Annotated in this window: 13 protein-coding genes, 1 tRNA gene and 1 pseudogene; 5 read left to right on the top strand and 10 right to left on the bottom strand. The window is 29.9% G+C overall.

Annotation, left to right across the window (positions count from 1 at the left end; all coding sequences use genetic code 11):
* Window positions 1-8: 8 nt before the first annotated feature.
* The 4 genes from L8X40_RS02830 to L8X40_RS02815 are packed head-to-tail and all read right to left on the bottom strand — an operon-like array spanning window position 9 to window position 5,889.
* Window positions 9-1,787, bottom strand: coding sequence for a biotin/lipoyl-containing protein (locus tag L8X40_RS02830; RefSeq protein ID WP_263667251.1), 1,779 nt, complete (start codon window positions 1,785-1,787; stop codon window positions 9-11).
* A 58-nt stretch (window positions 1,788-1,845) separates the two neighbouring features.
* On the bottom strand, window positions 1,846-3,180 hold the full coding sequence (locus L8X40_RS02825) for a sodium-dependent transporter (protein WP_087699969.1): 1,335 nt from the start codon (window positions 3,178-3,180) through the stop codon (window positions 1,846-1,848).
* Between the two features lie 9 nt (window positions 3,181-3,189).
* Window positions 3,190-4,527 carry a sodium-dependent transporter gene (locus L8X40_RS02820; protein ID WP_261545187.1) on the bottom strand — a complete coding sequence of 446 codons (1,338 nt, stop codon included), beginning with the start codon at window positions 4,525-4,527 and terminating at the stop codon, window positions 3,190-3,192.
* Window positions 4,528-4,536: 9 nt separating this feature from the next.
* The gene (locus L8X40_RS02815; RefSeq protein ID WP_263667249.1) at window positions 4,537-5,889 is read right to left on the bottom strand and encodes a sodium-dependent transporter; all 1,353 of its coding nucleotides are present in this window, start codon (window positions 5,887-5,889) and stop codon (window positions 4,537-4,539) included.
* A gap of 194 nt (window positions 5,890-6,083) precedes the next feature.
* Between L8X40_RS02815 and L8X40_RS02810 the strand changes: the two genes are divergently transcribed.
* The 5 genes and pseudogenes from L8X40_RS02810 (at window position 6,084) to L8X40_RS08565 (ending at window position 8,338) form a co-directional block, all read left to right on the top strand.
* Window positions 6,084-6,407 (top strand): F0F1 ATP synthase subunit C, encoded by a 324-nt coding sequence (locus tag L8X40_RS02810; protein WP_012661906.1) that lies wholly within the window; start codon window positions 6,084-6,086, stop codon window positions 6,405-6,407.
* A gap of 29 nt (window positions 6,408-6,436) precedes the next feature.
* Window positions 6,437-6,522 (top strand) — tRNA-Leu (locus tag L8X40_RS02805).
* A 21-nt stretch (window positions 6,523-6,543) separates the two neighbouring features.
* Window positions 6,544-6,978: a hypothetical protein gene (locus L8X40_RS02800; RefSeq protein WP_263667247.1), complete on the top strand. Its 435-nt coding sequence runs from the start codon at window positions 6,544-6,546 to the stop codon at window positions 6,976-6,978.
* 64 nt (window positions 6,979-7,042) lie between these two features.
* Window positions 7,043-7,810: pseudogene (locus L8X40_RS08570) on the top strand (PAS domain-containing protein); the annotation flags it as partial.
* The gene (locus L8X40_RS08565; protein ID WP_391527395.1) at window positions 7,790-8,338 is read left to right on the top strand and encodes a methyl-accepting chemotaxis protein; all 549 of its coding nucleotides are present in this window, start codon (window positions 7,790-7,792) and stop codon (window positions 8,336-8,338) included. The pseudogene L8X40_RS08570 and the gene L8X40_RS08565, both read left to right, overlap by 21 nt.
* 11 nt (window positions 8,339-8,349) lie before the next feature.
* Here the strand turns inward: L8X40_RS08565 and L8X40_RS02790 are convergent, their stop codons facing one another.
* From L8X40_RS02790 to radA, 6 genes are all read right to left on the bottom strand, one after another.
* Complete coding sequence (locus L8X40_RS02790; RefSeq protein WP_087699297.1) at window positions 8,350-9,513, bottom strand: metal-dependent hydrolase; 1,164 nt, start codon at window positions 9,511-9,513, stop codon at window positions 8,350-8,352.
* Entirely contained in the window at window positions 9,510-10,412 is a 903-nt protein-coding gene (locus L8X40_RS02785; protein WP_214100287.1) for an NAD(P)H-dependent glycerol-3-phosphate dehydrogenase, read from the bottom strand. Before L8X40_RS02785 ends, L8X40_RS02790 begins: the two co-directional genes overlap by 4 nt.
* Before the next feature lie 2 nt (window positions 10,413-10,414).
* Entirely contained in the window at window positions 10,415-11,833 is a 1,419-nt protein-coding gene (gene gatB, locus L8X40_RS02780) for an Asp-tRNA(Asn)/Glu-tRNA(Gln) amidotransferase subunit GatB (protein WP_087699293.1), read from the bottom strand.
* Window positions 11,834-11,957: 124 nt separating this feature from the next.
* Window positions 11,958-12,638 (bottom strand): F0F1 ATP synthase subunit A, encoded by a 681-nt coding sequence (locus L8X40_RS02775; RefSeq protein ID WP_039668715.1) that lies wholly within the window; start codon window positions 12,636-12,638, stop codon window positions 11,958-11,960.
* Between the two features lie 62 nt (window positions 12,639-12,700).
* Entirely contained in the window at window positions 12,701-14,209 is a 1,509-nt protein-coding gene (locus L8X40_RS02770; RefSeq protein ID WP_263667246.1) for a phytoene desaturase family protein, read from the bottom strand.
* Window positions 14,200-15,540 (bottom strand): DNA repair protein RadA, encoded by a 1,341-nt coding sequence (radA, locus tag L8X40_RS02765; protein ID WP_263667245.1) that lies wholly within the window; start codon window positions 15,538-15,540, stop codon window positions 14,200-14,202. The genes L8X40_RS02770 and radA overlap by 10 nt, the downstream gene beginning before the upstream one ends.

The following is a 15,540-nucleotide window of genomic DNA, read 5'->3' as shown; positions in this document are numbered from 1 at the left end:
TTGCCTCCTTATTTATAAGTCATTAAAGCTTGGCCTTCACTTACACTCTCACCAGCATTTACTAAAAGTTCTGCAATTTCTCCATCTTTACTTGCACTAACTTCAATCTCCATTTTCATAGCTTCAAGTACAGCTACAACTTGCCCTGCTTTTACACTATCATTTTCTTTGACTAAAATTTTAAATACATTTGCATTCATACTTGCAACGATAGCATTATCGCCTGTTTGGGCTTTTTTAGCTTCTGCGTTGTTACTACTTACTTTTACAGCACTTTTAACATTAACATCTCTATCAAAACCTGCACTTACTTCTACATGGTATTTATTACCATTAACTGAAACAGTAAATTGATTTTCATTAACAAGACTTGGTTTTAATTTGCTATTTTTTCTAACATTAACCTTAGCTTCACCTTTTAAGAAAGCTATGCCTTTTTCTTTACAAGCTGCAACGATAAAAATATTTTCTTCACTTGTTTCTAAATTTTCTTTTTCCAATAAGTTTTTAATATAAGCTATGCTTTTACTCTCATCTGCATCGGCAATATCTGTTGCTAATTTTGTAGTTGGCTCTAATTTTAACTGCTCGCTTGCAAGCTTAATTACTTCAGGATCTGGAGCAACGGGTGTTTTTCCAAAATATCCTAAAACCATCTTTCCGTATCCATCTGCTATTTTTTTCCAAGGTCCAAACATTACATTATTAAAAGCTTGTTGAAAATAAAATTGCGATACAGGAGTAACCGAAGTGCCATAACCACCTTTTTCTACCACTTCTTGCATGGCTTTTATAACTTGAGGAAATTTATCTAAAATATTATTATCTCTCATCATTTGTGTATTAGCAGTTAGTGCTCCACCTGGCATAGGTGAAAAAGGTATTAAAGGATTTACCGCTGTTGCTTCAGGTGGTAAAAAATAATCTTTTAAACAATCTTTTAATACTTCTTCATATTTTAAAATTTTCTCTTCGTCCAAACCAAGATCAAAATTACTTCCCTTTAGAGCATGAAGCATGGTTAAAATATCAGGCTGAGAAGTACCACCACTAACAGGAGCTGCAGCTAAATCTATACCATCAACACCTGCTTCTAAAGCTGCTAAATAGCATGCTATACTCACCCCTGCAGTTTCATGCGTATGTAATCTTATATGCATATTTTCAGGCAGGTTTTTTCTAGCCATTTTAATAACTTCATAAATTTTATTTGGATTTGAAGTTCCACTTGCATCTTTAAAACAAATACTATCAAAAGGAATTTGTGCTTGTAAGATTTCTTTTAAAATTCTTTCATAAAAAGGTACATCATGCGCACCTTTACATTTTGGAGGTAAATCCATTAAAGTAATAGTAATTTCATGTTTTAAACCATGCTTAACTATACATTCTCCACTAAATTTTAAATTATTTACATCATTTAATGCGTCAAAATTTCTTATGGTGGTTGTGCCATGTTTTGCAAACATTTTTGCATGCAAGTCAATAGTTTCTTTACTACCTGTATCAAGTGCTACAGTATTAACCCCTCTTGCAAGAGTTTGTAAATTTGCTTCTTTTCCAACGATGGCTCTAAATTTATCCATCATTTCAAAGGCATTTTCGTTTAAATAAAAAAATAAGCTTTGAAACCTAGCTCCACCGCCAAATTCAAAATGTTTAATGTCTGCTTCTTTAGCTGCTTCTAGGGCAGGAAAAAAGTCATTCATTAAAACTCTAGCACCATAAACAGATTGAAAACCATCTCTAAATGTGGTATCCATTACATCAATTAATTTTTTAGCCATAATTTTTCCTTATTTTTACATCTTTGCAATTATAACTCTACTTTCTTAAAAAATAAATTTATAAAATTTGATTTAACATAATGATAATAATCGCAACAGGCGCAACAAATCTAAGTAAAAAATACCATACTTCAAAAACAGTTTTACTCATAAATTTAGAAAATAAATTATAGATTTTCATTTTATCTACAAAAAATCCCACAAAAATAGCACTTGCAATAACTCCAAGCGGGAGCATAAAATTAGAAGTTAATTTATCCAAAATATCAAAAAAACTTAGACCAAAAAAGCTAAAACTAGCTCCATAACTGGCACTAAAAGATAAAATACAACTCATTCCCAAAAGAAAAACTACAAAACCTATAAAAACCAAAGCTTTTTTTCTTGAAATTTTATATTCATTCACAAGATAAAAAGTAAAAGGTTCTATCATAGAAACTGCTGAAGTAATTCCTGCAAAAAATAAAGCTAAGAAAAAATAAAAGGCTAAAAAATGCCCGAAAATAGTGCCTAAATTAGAAAACAAAGTTGTTAAAGATATAAATACAAGTCCAGCACCTTCTGCGGGATTGGCATTAAATTTAAATATAAAAGTAAATACAATAAGCCCCATCATTAAACCTATGCTGATATTTAAAAGTACAATTACAATTGAACTTGTAATTAAATTTGTATCATCTTTTAATGAAGCTGCATAAGTGGTAATACAACCTATACCTAAACATAAAGTAAAAAAAGCAAGACCTAAAGCTGTTAAAACAGAGTTTAAACTAAGTTTGGTAAAATCAGGATAAAACAAATAGGCAAAAGCTTCCTTAAAACCATCTTGAAAAAAACAATACGCTAGCATTAAAACAAGCATGATAAACAAACTTGGCATAATCCAAACATTCAGTTTTTCTATACCACTCTTAACCCCTCTTGAAACAACAAATAAAGTAAGAAAAAAAGCAATTAAAAAATACAAACTACTTTCTAAAATACTATTTTGTATTAAATTTCCAAATAAAACTCCTGCTTCTTGAGTATTGCTAGGTAGATAATAAATCGAAGTTATCATGTATTTTAAAACCCAACCCATAATAACAAGATAAAAAGATAATACGAAAATTCCACCAAGCATAAAAAATCCAGCAAATTTCCATTTTTGAGCATACTTAGTTGCTAAGCTTTTATAAGCATTGACAGGATCACTTTGACTTAATCTTCCCATGGCAATTTCAGCCAAAAATACACAAAATCCTATACTAATAGTCAAAAGCAAGTACAAAAGCACAAAGGCAAAACCACCATTTTGACCTACTAAGGTTGGAAATTTCCAAGCATTTCCAAGCCCTATAGCCCCGCCTGCAACGGCTAATACAAAACCTATTTTAGAAAATTTATCATTCATTTTAATACCTTAGAAAAAAAGCTGTCTAGCCATGATTAAAACAACCGCTAATGGAGAAATGTATCTTAAAAAGATATACCAAATTTCAAAATACACCCCGCGCATAAATGGTTGAAATAAAATTTGCAAAGCTTCTTTTTTAAGTACAAAACCTACAAAAAATGCTGTAATTAAAGCAGAAATTGGCATTAATAAATTTTGTATGAAAAAGTCTAAAATATCAAAAAAGCTTTTTCCAAAGAAATTTAAACTTGATGCACTTACGTGATAAAAAGAAAGTATAGATAAACTTCCAAGAAAATAAACAATCATACCCACAAAAACCAAAGCTTTTTTTCTTGAAATTTGATAACGATTTATAAGATAAAAAGTAAAAGGTTCTATCATGGAAATAGCTGAAGTAATCCCTGCAAAAAACAATGCAATAAAAAAAGCTACAGCTAAAATATTTCCCAAAAATCCTAATTTTGCAAAAAGCGTTGTTAATGATATAAATATAAGCCCTGGGCCTTGTTGAGTAGGATCAGCTCCAAATTCAAATATAAAAGTAAAAACAATAAGCCCCATCATTAAACCAATGATAGTATTAATAATGATAATATTTAAAGCACTACTTATAAAATTTGTTTTATCAGGTAAACTTGCTGCATAAGTTAAAATCACACAAACACCCAAAGACATACTAAAAAATGCAAGACCTAATGCATCTAATATAGAATTAACACTTAATTTTGAAAAATCAGGCACAAATAAAAACTCACTTGCCTTAGAAAAACCATCCATACTAAAAGAATATCCAAGCATTAAAATAAGTAGTATAAATAAACTTGGCATCATCCAAACATTGAGTTTTTCTATACCACTTTTAACACCTTTTGATACTACATAAAAAATAACTATAAATACAAAAGTAAAACATATAAATTGAGATAAAACATCATTAGAAAGTAAATTTCCAAAGATAGCACCTGCTTCATTTGTATCTTTAGGCAATTCAAAAAATCCAAAATAAGCATATTTTGCTATCCAGCCTATAACAACACTATAAAAAGACACCAAAATAATAGCACCAAGCATAAAAAATCCCGCAAGTGACCATGCCTTTTTATTTTTTGGTGCTAAAGTGCGATAAGCATTTACAGGGTCTTTTTCGCTAAGTTTTCCTATGCTAAGTTCGGCTAAAAATATCACAAAAGCCACACCTAAGGTTAAAAGTAAATACACCACCACAAAAGCTGATCCGCCATTGTTACCCACTAAAGTTGGAAATTTCCAAGCATTTCCAAGCCCAACGGCTGAACCTGCCACTGCTAATACAAAACCTATTTTAGAAAATTTTTCATTCATCTTTTAACCTTAAAAAAATAATTGTTTTACCATGATTAAAATCACCGCTAAAGGTGAGATATATCTTACAAAAAAATACCAACACTCAAAATATTTACCCCTCATATAAGGATAAAATAAAGTTTGTAAAGCTTCTTTTTTAAGCACAAAACCTACGAAAATTGCACCAAATAATCCGCCCAAAGGCATCATTAAATTTGAAGCAATAAAATCTAATATATCAAAAAAACTTTTTCCAAAAAATTCTAAAGAATCTTTACTCCACTCAATTCCTGATAAAATACACAAACTTCCCAAAAAATATACAATGAAAGCTATAAAAATCAAAGCTTTTTTTCTTGTAAAATTATAAGAATTGATTAAATAAAAAGTTAAAGGCTCTATCATGGAAACTGCTGAAGTAATCCCTGCAAAAAACAATGCAATAAAAAAAGCCACAGCTAAAATATTTCCCAAAGGTAAAAAGCCAATTGGGTCAATATTTGAAAATAAACTCATTAAAGATACAAAAATCAAACCTGGACCTTGCTGAGCTGGATTGCCATTAAATTCAAATATAAAAGTAAATACAATAAGCCCCATCATAATACCAATGATAATATTAATAATAATAATATTAATAGTACTTGTAATAAAATTTGTTTTATCTGATAAACTTGCAGAATAAGTTATAATCGAGCCCACTCCAATAGATAAAGAAAAACAAGCAAGTCCCAATGCACTCAAAAAAGCTCCTACCCCAAGCTTGGAAAAATCCGGAGAAAATAAAAACTCACTTGCCTTAGAAAAACCATCCATACTAAAAGAATATCCAAGCATTAAAATAAGTAGTATAAATAAACTTGGCATCATCCAAACATTGAGTTTTTCTATACCACTTTTAACACCTTTTGATACTACATAAAAAATAACTATAAATACAAAAGTAAAACATATAAATTGAGATAAAACATCATTAGAAAGTAAATTTCCAAAAATAGCGCCACTCTCTTCTATGCTTTTTGGTAAAGGAAAAAATCCAAAATAAGCATATTTGACAATCCATCCTATAATCACACTATAAAAAGATACAATCAAAATAGCACCTATTAAAGAAAAACCAACTATAGACCAAGCTCTTTTATATTTTGGAGCTAAAGTATAATAAGCATTCACCGGGTCTTTTTCGCTGAGTTTTCCTATGCTAAGTTCGGCTAAAAATATCACAAAACCTACGCCCAAAGTCAAAAGTAAATACAAAAGTACAAAAGCTGAGCCTCCATTTTGTCCTACTAAAGTTGGGAATTTCCAAGCATTTCCAAGTCCAACAGCTGAACCTGCCACTGCTAATACAAAACCTATTTTAGAAAATTTTTCATTCATAAAAATAACCTTAAATTTATAAAACTATAAAAAATTTTTAATGTAGCTAAAAAAAACTTTAATTTGTTTTAAAATAGATATATTAATTTAAATTTCAATAATTTTAAAGCTATATTGATATATAATTACGCTTTTATAAATCACGAGTAGGGATACGCAAGCCGAAAGGATTTAAATTTTTATAAGGAAAAACTATGAAAAAAATCGTATTTTTAATGCTAGCTTTAAGCGGTTTTGCATTTGCAGCTGAAGGTTCTATGAATCAATGGTTAGCTTCTTTTTCTATCTTAGCAGCAGGTTTAGGACTTGGTGTTGCAGCTTTAGGTGGAGCTATCGGTATGGGTAATACTGCAGCAGCAACTATAGCAGGTACTGCTAGAAACCCTGGTCTTGGTGGTAAATTAATGACTACTATGTTTATTGCTTTAGCGATGATTGAAGCTCAAGTTATTTATGCGCTTGTTATTGCTCTTATCGCTCTTTATGCTAATCCATTCCAAGCATTAGTAGCAGCTTAAAATTTTCAAAGCCCTCTTGTGGGGCTTATGCGGTTATGGTGGAATTGGTAGACACGCCATCTTGAGGGGGTGGTGCGCTCAGCGTGTGCGAGTTCAAATCTCGCTAACCGCACCATTTTAAGGAAATTTTAGAAAAATGGTTTTTTATCTCTTAATTAGTGCATTAGCTTTTTTAGTTCTTTTCTTTGCTATTAAAAAATACACTTTAAAATTAGACGAGCAATCTTTACTTGAACCTATAAAAAATGACATCTATCCTGAATTTTGTGATCTAATCAATGAAGAAATAAGAAATATCAAAAATAATCTTTTGCAAAATACTTTTACACTTCAAAATGAAAATTACAAAGATGAATTTTTAGAAAATTTAAGCGATATGAGTAGAAAACTTAATCATATTCAAACCATGAACTTAAGTAAAAAAAATAATGCATTATGGGAAGAAACTCTTTTTAATTTTTTAAAAGAACTAGAAAATCTCAATAAACAATTCTTAAATGATAGTGAAAAAATCAATGATTTAATAAGATTTTCTTTACAAGAAAAATTCTCTAATTTAACAAAAAACTAATATAAACAAATTATTTATTTTAAAAAACACTATATAATTTCAAATTATTTTATAAAGGGGTTTTATGTTTATCAACAAGAAAAAAATTAATGAACAAATTACTCAATTAGAGCAGTCCATTCAAGCTTTTCAAGATATACTTAATGCCATTGGTAAAACTATGGCTATGATAGAATTTCAAACAGATGGGACTATTATTAGTGCTAATGAAAATTTTCTAAAAACCATGAATTACTCTCTAGATGAAATTAAAGGAAAACACCATAGTATGTTTTGCTTGCCTGAGGTAGTAAAATCACAACGCTATGTTGACTTTTGGAGAGATTTAAAAAGCGGTAAATCAAGAAATGGTCTTTTTAGACGTATTGCAAAAGGCGGAAAAGATATTTATCTTGAAGCAAATTATCTTCCTATTTTAAACCAAAATAACGAAGTATATAAGGTTATTAAATTTGCAAACGATATCACTCAAAGACACTATGAAATGCTTGATCTAAAAAACACCATAGATGCCGCTAATCGTTCTATGGCCATTATCGAGTTTAATCCTTATGGAGAAATTTTAAGTGCTAATGAAAATTTTACTCAAACTATGGGCTATTCATTAAGCGAAATCAAAGGAAAGCATCATAGTATGTTCTGTGAAGAAAAATTTAGAAATTCAAAAGAATATACAATTTTTTGGGAAGAGCTAAGAAGCGGTAAATTTCAATCAGGAAAATTTATACGCTTTGGTAAAAACAATAAGCTAATCCATTTAGAAGCAAGTTATAATCCTATTAAAAATGATGATGGAGAAATTTACAAAGTTATTAAATTTGCAACAGATATTACCGAGCAAGTTGTAAGAGATGAAGAAAAATTAAAACTTATCAGCGAATTAGCTGAGCAAAATGATAATTTAACTCAAGAAGGTGATAGCGTTATAGAAAATACAGTTCAAAATATTCAAGGCATTGCTGATATGATGAATAATAGTAGTAATTTGGTTTCATCGCTAAATGAGCAATCAGAAGAAATTAAAAATATCATTCAAACCATTAGTGATATAGCTGATCAAACTAATCTTTTAGCACTAAATGCAGCTATTGAAGCAGCGCGTGCAGGTGAGCATGGTAGAGGCTTTGCCGTAGTTGCTGATGAAGTTAGAAATCTAGCTGAAAGAACTGGACATTCAGTAAATGAAATTACTACTACCATTAATTCTATAAGAAATGTAACAGCTGAAGTGGTACAAAGCATTAAAGATGGCTTAAGCGGCGTAAATCAAAGTGTGGACTTAGCTAAAGAAGCTAGAGAGTGTATGGAAAAAATTAGAAATAGCTCAGCTCAAGTAGCACAAGCTATGCAGAATAAATAAAAGTTTTTAGCTTAAAGGCTAAAAACTTTTCCTGCTATAAAGCTTTTTTCTACCTTACCTTGTAAGATATCATTTACATATAAACCTTCTCCATTAAAAGAAAGATTTTCATCAAATACAACTAAATCAGCATCAAAACCAAGTTCTATTTTACCTTTGTTTAACCCTAAAAATTGCGCTTGATTATAACTTGTAAAATCACATAATTCTTTCCAAGTTAAAATACCTTCTTTTACTAAATATGTAAAACATAAACTCATATACATAGCTATGGCATTAACTCCAAAATCTGCTTCATCAAAAGCTAAATCTTTTTTAGTGCTAGGAGTATGTAAAGAGCTTAAGAAAGTAATTTTTTTATCTTGAAGTAATTTTTTAAGACTTATTAATTCATTTTTTGCTCTCAGTGGAGGTAAAATTTTTGCTTGAGTATTGAAATTTTCACATGCACTTTCATCTTTGATTAAATGATGGATTGAAATTTCACTATATTGATCATGCAATAATTCAAATGATCTTGCAATTGCTAAAGAACTAAAACAAGCTTTGTTTTTATAAAATTCCATTAGTTCTTTCATTTTTGCTACTTCACTAGTTTCAGCTATATTACTAATTCCTATAAGACCTAATTCAAAGCTTATTTGTCCATCATTCATCACTCCATGATCATCAAAACTCTCATCAAAACACTTTAAAAACACCGGAGTTGATTTCATATTAGCATATTGCATACATTGTCTTAAATAATTTGCACCCAAAGTACTTGAAAGCTCTAAGCCTTTTGCACCCATATCAATCAAGGTAGCAATATTTTTTAATTTTTTTGTTTTATCTAATACATTAATAATAGGTAAAACATTAATATCTAAAGATTTTAATTTATCAAAATAAAGTGCATAGCCTTGAGTATTAGCTTCTAAACTATCTTTTAAAACAATAGTTCCCACCCCGCCTTTTAAGCATGCTTTTTCTAGATCATATAATCTATCTATACTAAATTCATTATCAAGCAAACTAACATTTAAATCAATAAATGAAGGAAGTAAAGTCTTACCTTCTATATCAACAATATGCTCATCATCATTTAAATCATTAGCAATTTGAGTGATTTTTCCATCTTCTATTTTAAGATCAAGCTTTTGCTCACCATAAATTTTTGCATTTTTGATAATCATGATATTTCCTCCTTTGATGACATCAAATCTTTCAAAGATTCCCAAGCATTTTTACCCTCTAACATTAAGACTACTTCATTAACAATTGGGGTATAAATTTGAAATTGTTTTGATAAAGAATGTATAGCATAAGCAGTTTGCACTCCTTCGGCTACCTCACCAAGTTCCATCAAAATATCTTTTATATTTTTACCACTAGCTAGACTCAAACCTACTCTATAATTTCTTGATAGATTGCTTGAAGCTGTTAAAAATAAATCTCCAGCCCCACTAAGTCCTAAAAAAGTTTCTTCTTTAGCGTTAAAAAATTGTCCAAAGCGGTGCATTTCCACCAAGCCTCTTGAAACCAAAGAAGCTCTTGCATTATTACCTAAATTTAAACCATCGCAAACCCCGCTTGCAATTGCTAAAACATTCTTATATGCACCACAAATTTCAGCGCCTTTAACATCAGAACTTGTATAGGTTTTAATATAATTTGGAAAAAAACTTGCAAATTGATTACAAAGCTCTTGATTTTTACCACTAACAACCAAAGCACAAGGTTTTTTTTCTAAAACTTCACTTGCAAAAGAAGGACCACTTAAAAAACAAAGTCTATCACTACTTATAAACTCACTAAAAACCTCATCCATAAATTTTAAACTTTTATAATCAATACCTTTAGAAGCTACAAGAATTTTTTGATTTAAATCTTTAAAATTATTTGCAAGCCACTCATGTATTCCTTGAGCGTATAAAGCAAAAACTAAATATTCATATTCTAAAGCTTCTTTGGTGCTAACAAAATAAGAAAGATCTTTTTCATGAAAAGAAGTTATCACGCATTCATTTTTAACACTCAATGCATCATATAAAGCACTTCCCCATTTTCCTGCACCAACAACTGCTATTTTCATATTTAACCAAGTTTTGCTTTTAAAATTTCATTTACCTTAGCAGGATTAAATGCACCTTTACCTGCTTTCATTGCTTGACCAACAAAGAAACCAAAAAGTTTATCTTTACCACTTTTATATTCAGTTACTTTATCTTCATTATTTGCTAAAATTTCATCAATAATCTTTTCAATAGCACTATCATCACTTACTTGTTTTAAACCAAGTTTTTCAATAGCATCATCAATTTCAACTTCTGTGTTTTCAAACACATAAGCTAAAATATCCTTACCTGCTTTAGCGCTAATAACACCTTCTTCTATGCGTTTGATTAAAATAGCTAATTTTTCTTGTTTTATAGGTGAGTTTTCTATGGTCAATTCGCCTTTTAAAAGTCCCATTAACTCAGTCGTAAGCCAAGTAACACAAAGTTTTGGATTTAATTTTTGATTAATTAGATACTCAAAATATCTACAAAGCTCTAATGAAGAAACAATCACTTCACTATCACTTTCTTTAATACCTAATTCACTAACAAATCTAGCTTTTTTCTCATCAGGAAGTTCAGGTATATCTTGATTTAGCATTTCATCATTTAAAATCACAGGTAAAAGATCAGGATCAGGGAAATATCTATATTCAGCAGAATCTTCTTTACCTCTCATACTTCTAGTAACTAAATTAACCGTATCAAACAATCTTGTTTCTTGCACAACTTCTTGATCGTATTTTCCATCTTCCCAAGCTTCACTTTGGCGTTTTACTTCATACTCAATCGCCTTTTGGATAAAACGAAATGAATTTAAGTTTTTAATCTCCACTCTAGTATAAAGCTTATCATCACCCTTTGGACGAATACTAACATTAGCATCACATCTAAAACTACCTTCTTGCATATTTGCATCTGAAATATCTAAAAATCTTATAATAGAATGCAATTTTTTTAAATAAGCTACTGCCTCATCAGAGCTTCTAAGTTCAGGTTCACTAACGATTTCAAGCAAAGGCGTACCTGCTCTATTTAAATCTACTTTTGAGAAATTACTCTCATGTATATTTTTTCCTGCATCTTCTTCTAAATGAGCTCTGGTAATACCTATGCGTTTATTTTCTCCATTTACATTAATAAATAACTCACCATTTTCTACTATAGGAATATCAAATTGTGAAATTTGATAAGCTTTTGGCAAATCAGGATAAAAATAATTTTTTCTATTAAAAATACTTTTTTTATTTATAGTTGCATTAACTGCTTTTCCAAATGCTATGGCTTTTTTTACCGCTTCTTGATTTAATACAGGTAAAGCACCTGGTAAAGCTAAACATGTTGGGCATACATTAGTATTTGATTTTTCTCCAAAAGAAGTCGCACATGAGCAAAAGATTTTTGTTTTTGTATTTAATTGCGCATGAACTTCAAGTCCTATAACAACTTCAAACATTAAAATTTTCCTTAGAATTTTTTGTTTATTCTAGCGTTTTTTATTTCAAAAAGAGTTTAAAAAAGAATAAAAGAAGTATATTAAAAAAGAAAAAAGCAAAAAATAATTTTTTGCTTTTTAAAAATTAATGATGCTCATCAACTACAGTTGCACCTGCTAAATAAACATAAGTTAAAATCATAAAAATAAAAGATTGTAAAAATGCCATAAAAGTTAAAAGCATATAAGCAGGCAGTGGTGCAACCCAAGGCACAAGAGCTAAAATAACTGCTAAGAATAAATCATCTCCTTTAATATTACCAAATAAACGGAAAGATAAAGAAATAACTCTTGAAAAATGAGAAACCACTTCTATAGGAAACATTAAAGGCGCTAGAATTTTCACAGGTCCCATGAAATGTGCAAAATACTTAAAAAATCCTTGAGTTCTAATGCCTTCAAAATGATAATACACAAATACTATAATAGCCAAAGAAGCACTAAAATTTAAACTAGCACTTGGAGCTTCAAAACCAGGGATAATTCCTATAATATTACTAAAAAATACCATAAAACCTATAGTTGCAACTAAAGGTAAATATTTTCTAGCAGCTTCATCACTACCCATAGTATCTCTACCCATACTTAAAATGCCTTCCATGTAAGCTTCGGCTAAATTCTGACTACCTCTTGGGACAATTTGCATAGATCTTGTAGCAAGTTTTGCTAAAATCAAAGAAATCACAACTACTATACCCAAATGAAAAAAGTATGCAAAAGTGTGACTAGAATCTATAAAAGAACTAAATAAAAATAAATCCTTCATTAAAAATCCTTAGCAGAATAAATATTTCAAAGCTAATATTATAGAAAAAAATTGCTTATATTTTAATGAAAATTCATTTTATTAGCACAAAAATATCCACCCAAAATCGCGCCTGTAAAGCCACCACCAGGAAATATAAAAGCATTAGCAAAATACAAATTTTCTATACTTTTACTTTTATAATGTAACCTATATTTAACTCCTTCTTGATCTTGAGAAAATCCATAAATTGCACCTTCATAAGCTTTAGTGTATCTTTGTATAGTTTTTGGGGTAGCTAATTCTTGATGGATTAAGTGTGAACTTAAATTCGGAAAAATCTCATCTAGTCTTTGCACTATAGCTTTTAACACTTCTTCTTTTTTAGTTTTATAATCTTGCTTATTTAAATCCCATTCGCTATATTTTGAACTAAAAGCTACAACACCTATGTATTTATCACTAGCTAAGCCACTATCAACCTTAGAATAATTCACAAAAGCCATAGGTCTTTTTTTGATATCTAGTTTTAAAATATTAGTATTTTCATATGAACTATTTAAAAAATCATCTTCAAATATAAAATTACAATAATCCATATTTTTATAAATTTTAGAAATATCTTTATCATAAATAAAATAAGCACTTACCAAAGAACAAGCGCGCTTTTTAGACTCTATTGCTTTGATTTCTTGGGTTAAATTTAAATCTTTAAGCAAGTCTTTATATACGATTAAAGGATCACAATTTGCGATGATATTTTGCGTATGGATGGTGTGTTTTTGATTATTTTGAATGTATTCTACTCCATAAGCTTTTTGATCTTTTGTGAGTATTTTAACAACTTCAGCCTTAGCTAAAACCTGCCCTTGATTTTCTTTGATAACCTCAGCCAAGGCATCACTTAAAGCTTGCGAGCCACCTTTAATATACACCCCACCATCATAATAATGCTTTTGCGCAATAGCATGAAAACTAAAAATAAATTCTTTACTATCATGATGATAATAACTCATATTTGCATTTAAAATCTTTTTTAGCTTATCATTTTTAATATAAGCATTTAAAACATCATAAACTTTTTTATTAAACAATCTATTTTTAATAAATATCCAAGCAGTGTCAAAAGGAAACAACAATAACTCACTTAATTTTAAATCCCAAGGAAATCTTCGAATAGCATAAGCTTGTGTTTTTATAGCTTTAAAATATTTATCTATACCTTTGCACTCTTGCGGAAATTCTTTTTTCAAAACTTCTTTTACTTTTTCTATACCATGAGGTAAAGTTAGATTATAATTTTTACTTTTAATACTCCATGCATTTGGTAAAGGTAAAATTTGAATTTTATTCTTTATGCCAAGCTTATCAAAAACCAAATGCTTCATGTCAGTTTTTGCTTCACCTAGGTCCATCTCATGAAGTCCCGCATCAATCAAAGCGCCTTTTCTTTTAAAACAAGTAGCGCAACCACCGATTAAAAAATGCTGTTCTAAAACTAAAACTTTTTTACCATTTCTAGCTAAAAAAGCACCCGCACTTAAGCCTCCAAGACCTGAACCTATAATTATTACATCAAATTTTACATCCATTCTAAAACCTCACGTAATTCTTTGGCTACAAAACATTTTAAGCCAAGTTCTTCCATAGGTTTTACAGGTACTATGGCATTTTTAAATTTTTGCATTTTAGCTTCTTTTAAACGCACATCAAGTGAAAATACTTCTTTGATCTCACCATTTAAACTAAGTTCGCCCACAAAAACACTATCTTTACTTAAAGGGCGATTTTTAAAACTTGAAATAATCGCCGCAACCACCGCTAAATCTGCTGCAGTTTCACTAATTTTCACTCCACCACTTACATTAATAAAAACATCATAATGACCCAAAGGAATTTCAAGCTTTCTCTCAAGTAAAGCTATGAGCATATCTAAGCGATTTTTTTCATAGCCTGTTGCACTGCGTTTTGGATAAGCACTCTCGCAAACTAAGGCTTGAATTTCTAGTACTAAAGCTCTACTTCCTTCCATCACAACACTTAAAGCACTACCACTTACTGCCTTACCACGCGTAAAAAATCTATTAGCTATGTCTTTAGCGCTAATTAAACCCTTAGAAGTCATTTCAAAAATACCAACTTCAGAAATATTTCCAAAACGATTTTTAAAACCTCTTAAAATTCTTATTTCTTTATTAGCATCACCTTCAAAATAAAGCACTACATCTACCATATGCTCTAAAATTCTAGGTCCAGCTATAGCTCCATCTTTAGTAATATGCCCTATGATAAAAGTGCTAATATTATTGGCCTTAGAATAGCGCATTAACTCAAAAGTAATTTCTCTAACTTGAGTGATACTACCTGCTGCTGAAGTAATTTTATTAGAATATAAAGTTTGTATAGAATCAATAATTAAAATTTCATAATCTTTTTTAGAAAGCTCGCTTAAAATATCTTCTAAGCAAAGCTCAGTAAGTAAAAATAAATTTTCACAATTTGCATTCAAACGATCTGCACGCAGTTTGATTTGAGATTTGCTTTCCTCGCCACTTACATAAAGTACTTTTTTACCACTTTTAGCTAAATTGGAAGCAATTTTTAATAAAAGTGTGGATTTTCCAACCCCAGGTGAACCCCCAATTAACACCAAAGAACCCACAACAAGCCCACCACCTAAAACTAAATTAAGCTCATTATCATCAGTGCTAATGCGTGTGAAATTTTCTGCTACAACATCATTGATACATACTGCAGAACTTGGGGTGTTTGAGAGTGAATTTAACTCTTTTAAAACCTTAATTTGTTCTTGTTTTAGCTCAACAAAACTATCCCAAGAACCACATTCAGGACATTTGCCTAGCCATTTACTTTGTTGATTTCCACAAGCTTGGCATTCAAATAAAATATGTTTTTTAGCCAT

This window comes from Campylobacter sp. CNRCH_2013_0855, assembly GCF_025773025.1.
Lineage (GTDB): Bacteria > Campylobacterota > Campylobacteria > Campylobacterales > Campylobacteraceae > Campylobacter_D > Campylobacter_D jejuni_C.
Note: the sequence above shows the minus strand (reverse complement) of the source record. Positions and strands in the feature narration are given on the sequence as shown.

Bases quoted from the DNA above. Each gene is read 5' to 3' on its own strand.
- L8X40_RS02770 (WP_263667246.1), bottom strand. From the start codon at position 14,209: ATGGATGTAAAATTTGATGTAATAATTATAGGTTCAGGTCTTGGAGGC.
- L8X40_RS02785 (WP_214100287.1), bottom strand. From the start codon at position 10,412: ATGAAAATAGCAGTTGTTGGTGCAGGAAAATGGGGAAGTGCTTTATAT.
- L8X40_RS02810 (WP_012661906.1), top strand. From the start codon at position 6,084: ATGAAAAAAATCGTATTTTTAATGCTAGCTTTAAGCGGTTTTGCATTT.
- L8X40_RS02815 (WP_263667249.1), bottom strand. From the start codon at position 5,889: ATGAATGAAAAATTTTCTAAAATAGGTTTTGTATTAGCAGTGGCAGGT.
- radA (WP_263667245.1), bottom strand. From the start codon at position 15,540: ATGGCTAAAAAACATATTTTATTTGAATGCCAAGCTTGTGGAAATCAA.
- L8X40_RS02790 (WP_087699297.1), bottom strand. From the start codon at position 9,513: ATGATTATCAAAAATGCAAAAATTTATGGTGAGCAAAAGCTTGATCTT.
- L8X40_RS02775 (WP_039668715.1), bottom strand. From the start codon at position 12,638: ATGAAGGATTTATTTTTATTTAGTTCTTTTATAGATTCTAGTCACACT.
- L8X40_RS02820 (WP_261545187.1), bottom strand. From the start codon at position 4,527: ATGAATGAAAAATTTTCTAAAATAGGTTTTGTATTAGCAGTGGCAGGT.
- gatB (WP_087699293.1), bottom strand. From the start codon at position 11,833: ATGTTTGAAGTTGTTATAGGACTTGAAGTTCATGCGCAATTAAATACA.
- L8X40_RS02800 (WP_263667247.1), top strand. From the start codon at position 6,544: ATGGTTTTTTATCTCTTAATTAGTGCATTAGCTTTTTTAGTTCTTTTC.
- L8X40_RS02825 (WP_087699969.1), bottom strand. From the start codon at position 3,180: ATGAATGATAAATTTTCTAAAATAGGTTTTGTATTAGCCGTTGCAGGC.
- L8X40_RS02830 (WP_263667251.1), bottom strand. From the start codon at position 1,787: ATGGCTAAAAAATTAATTGATGTAATGGATACCACATTTAGAGATGGT.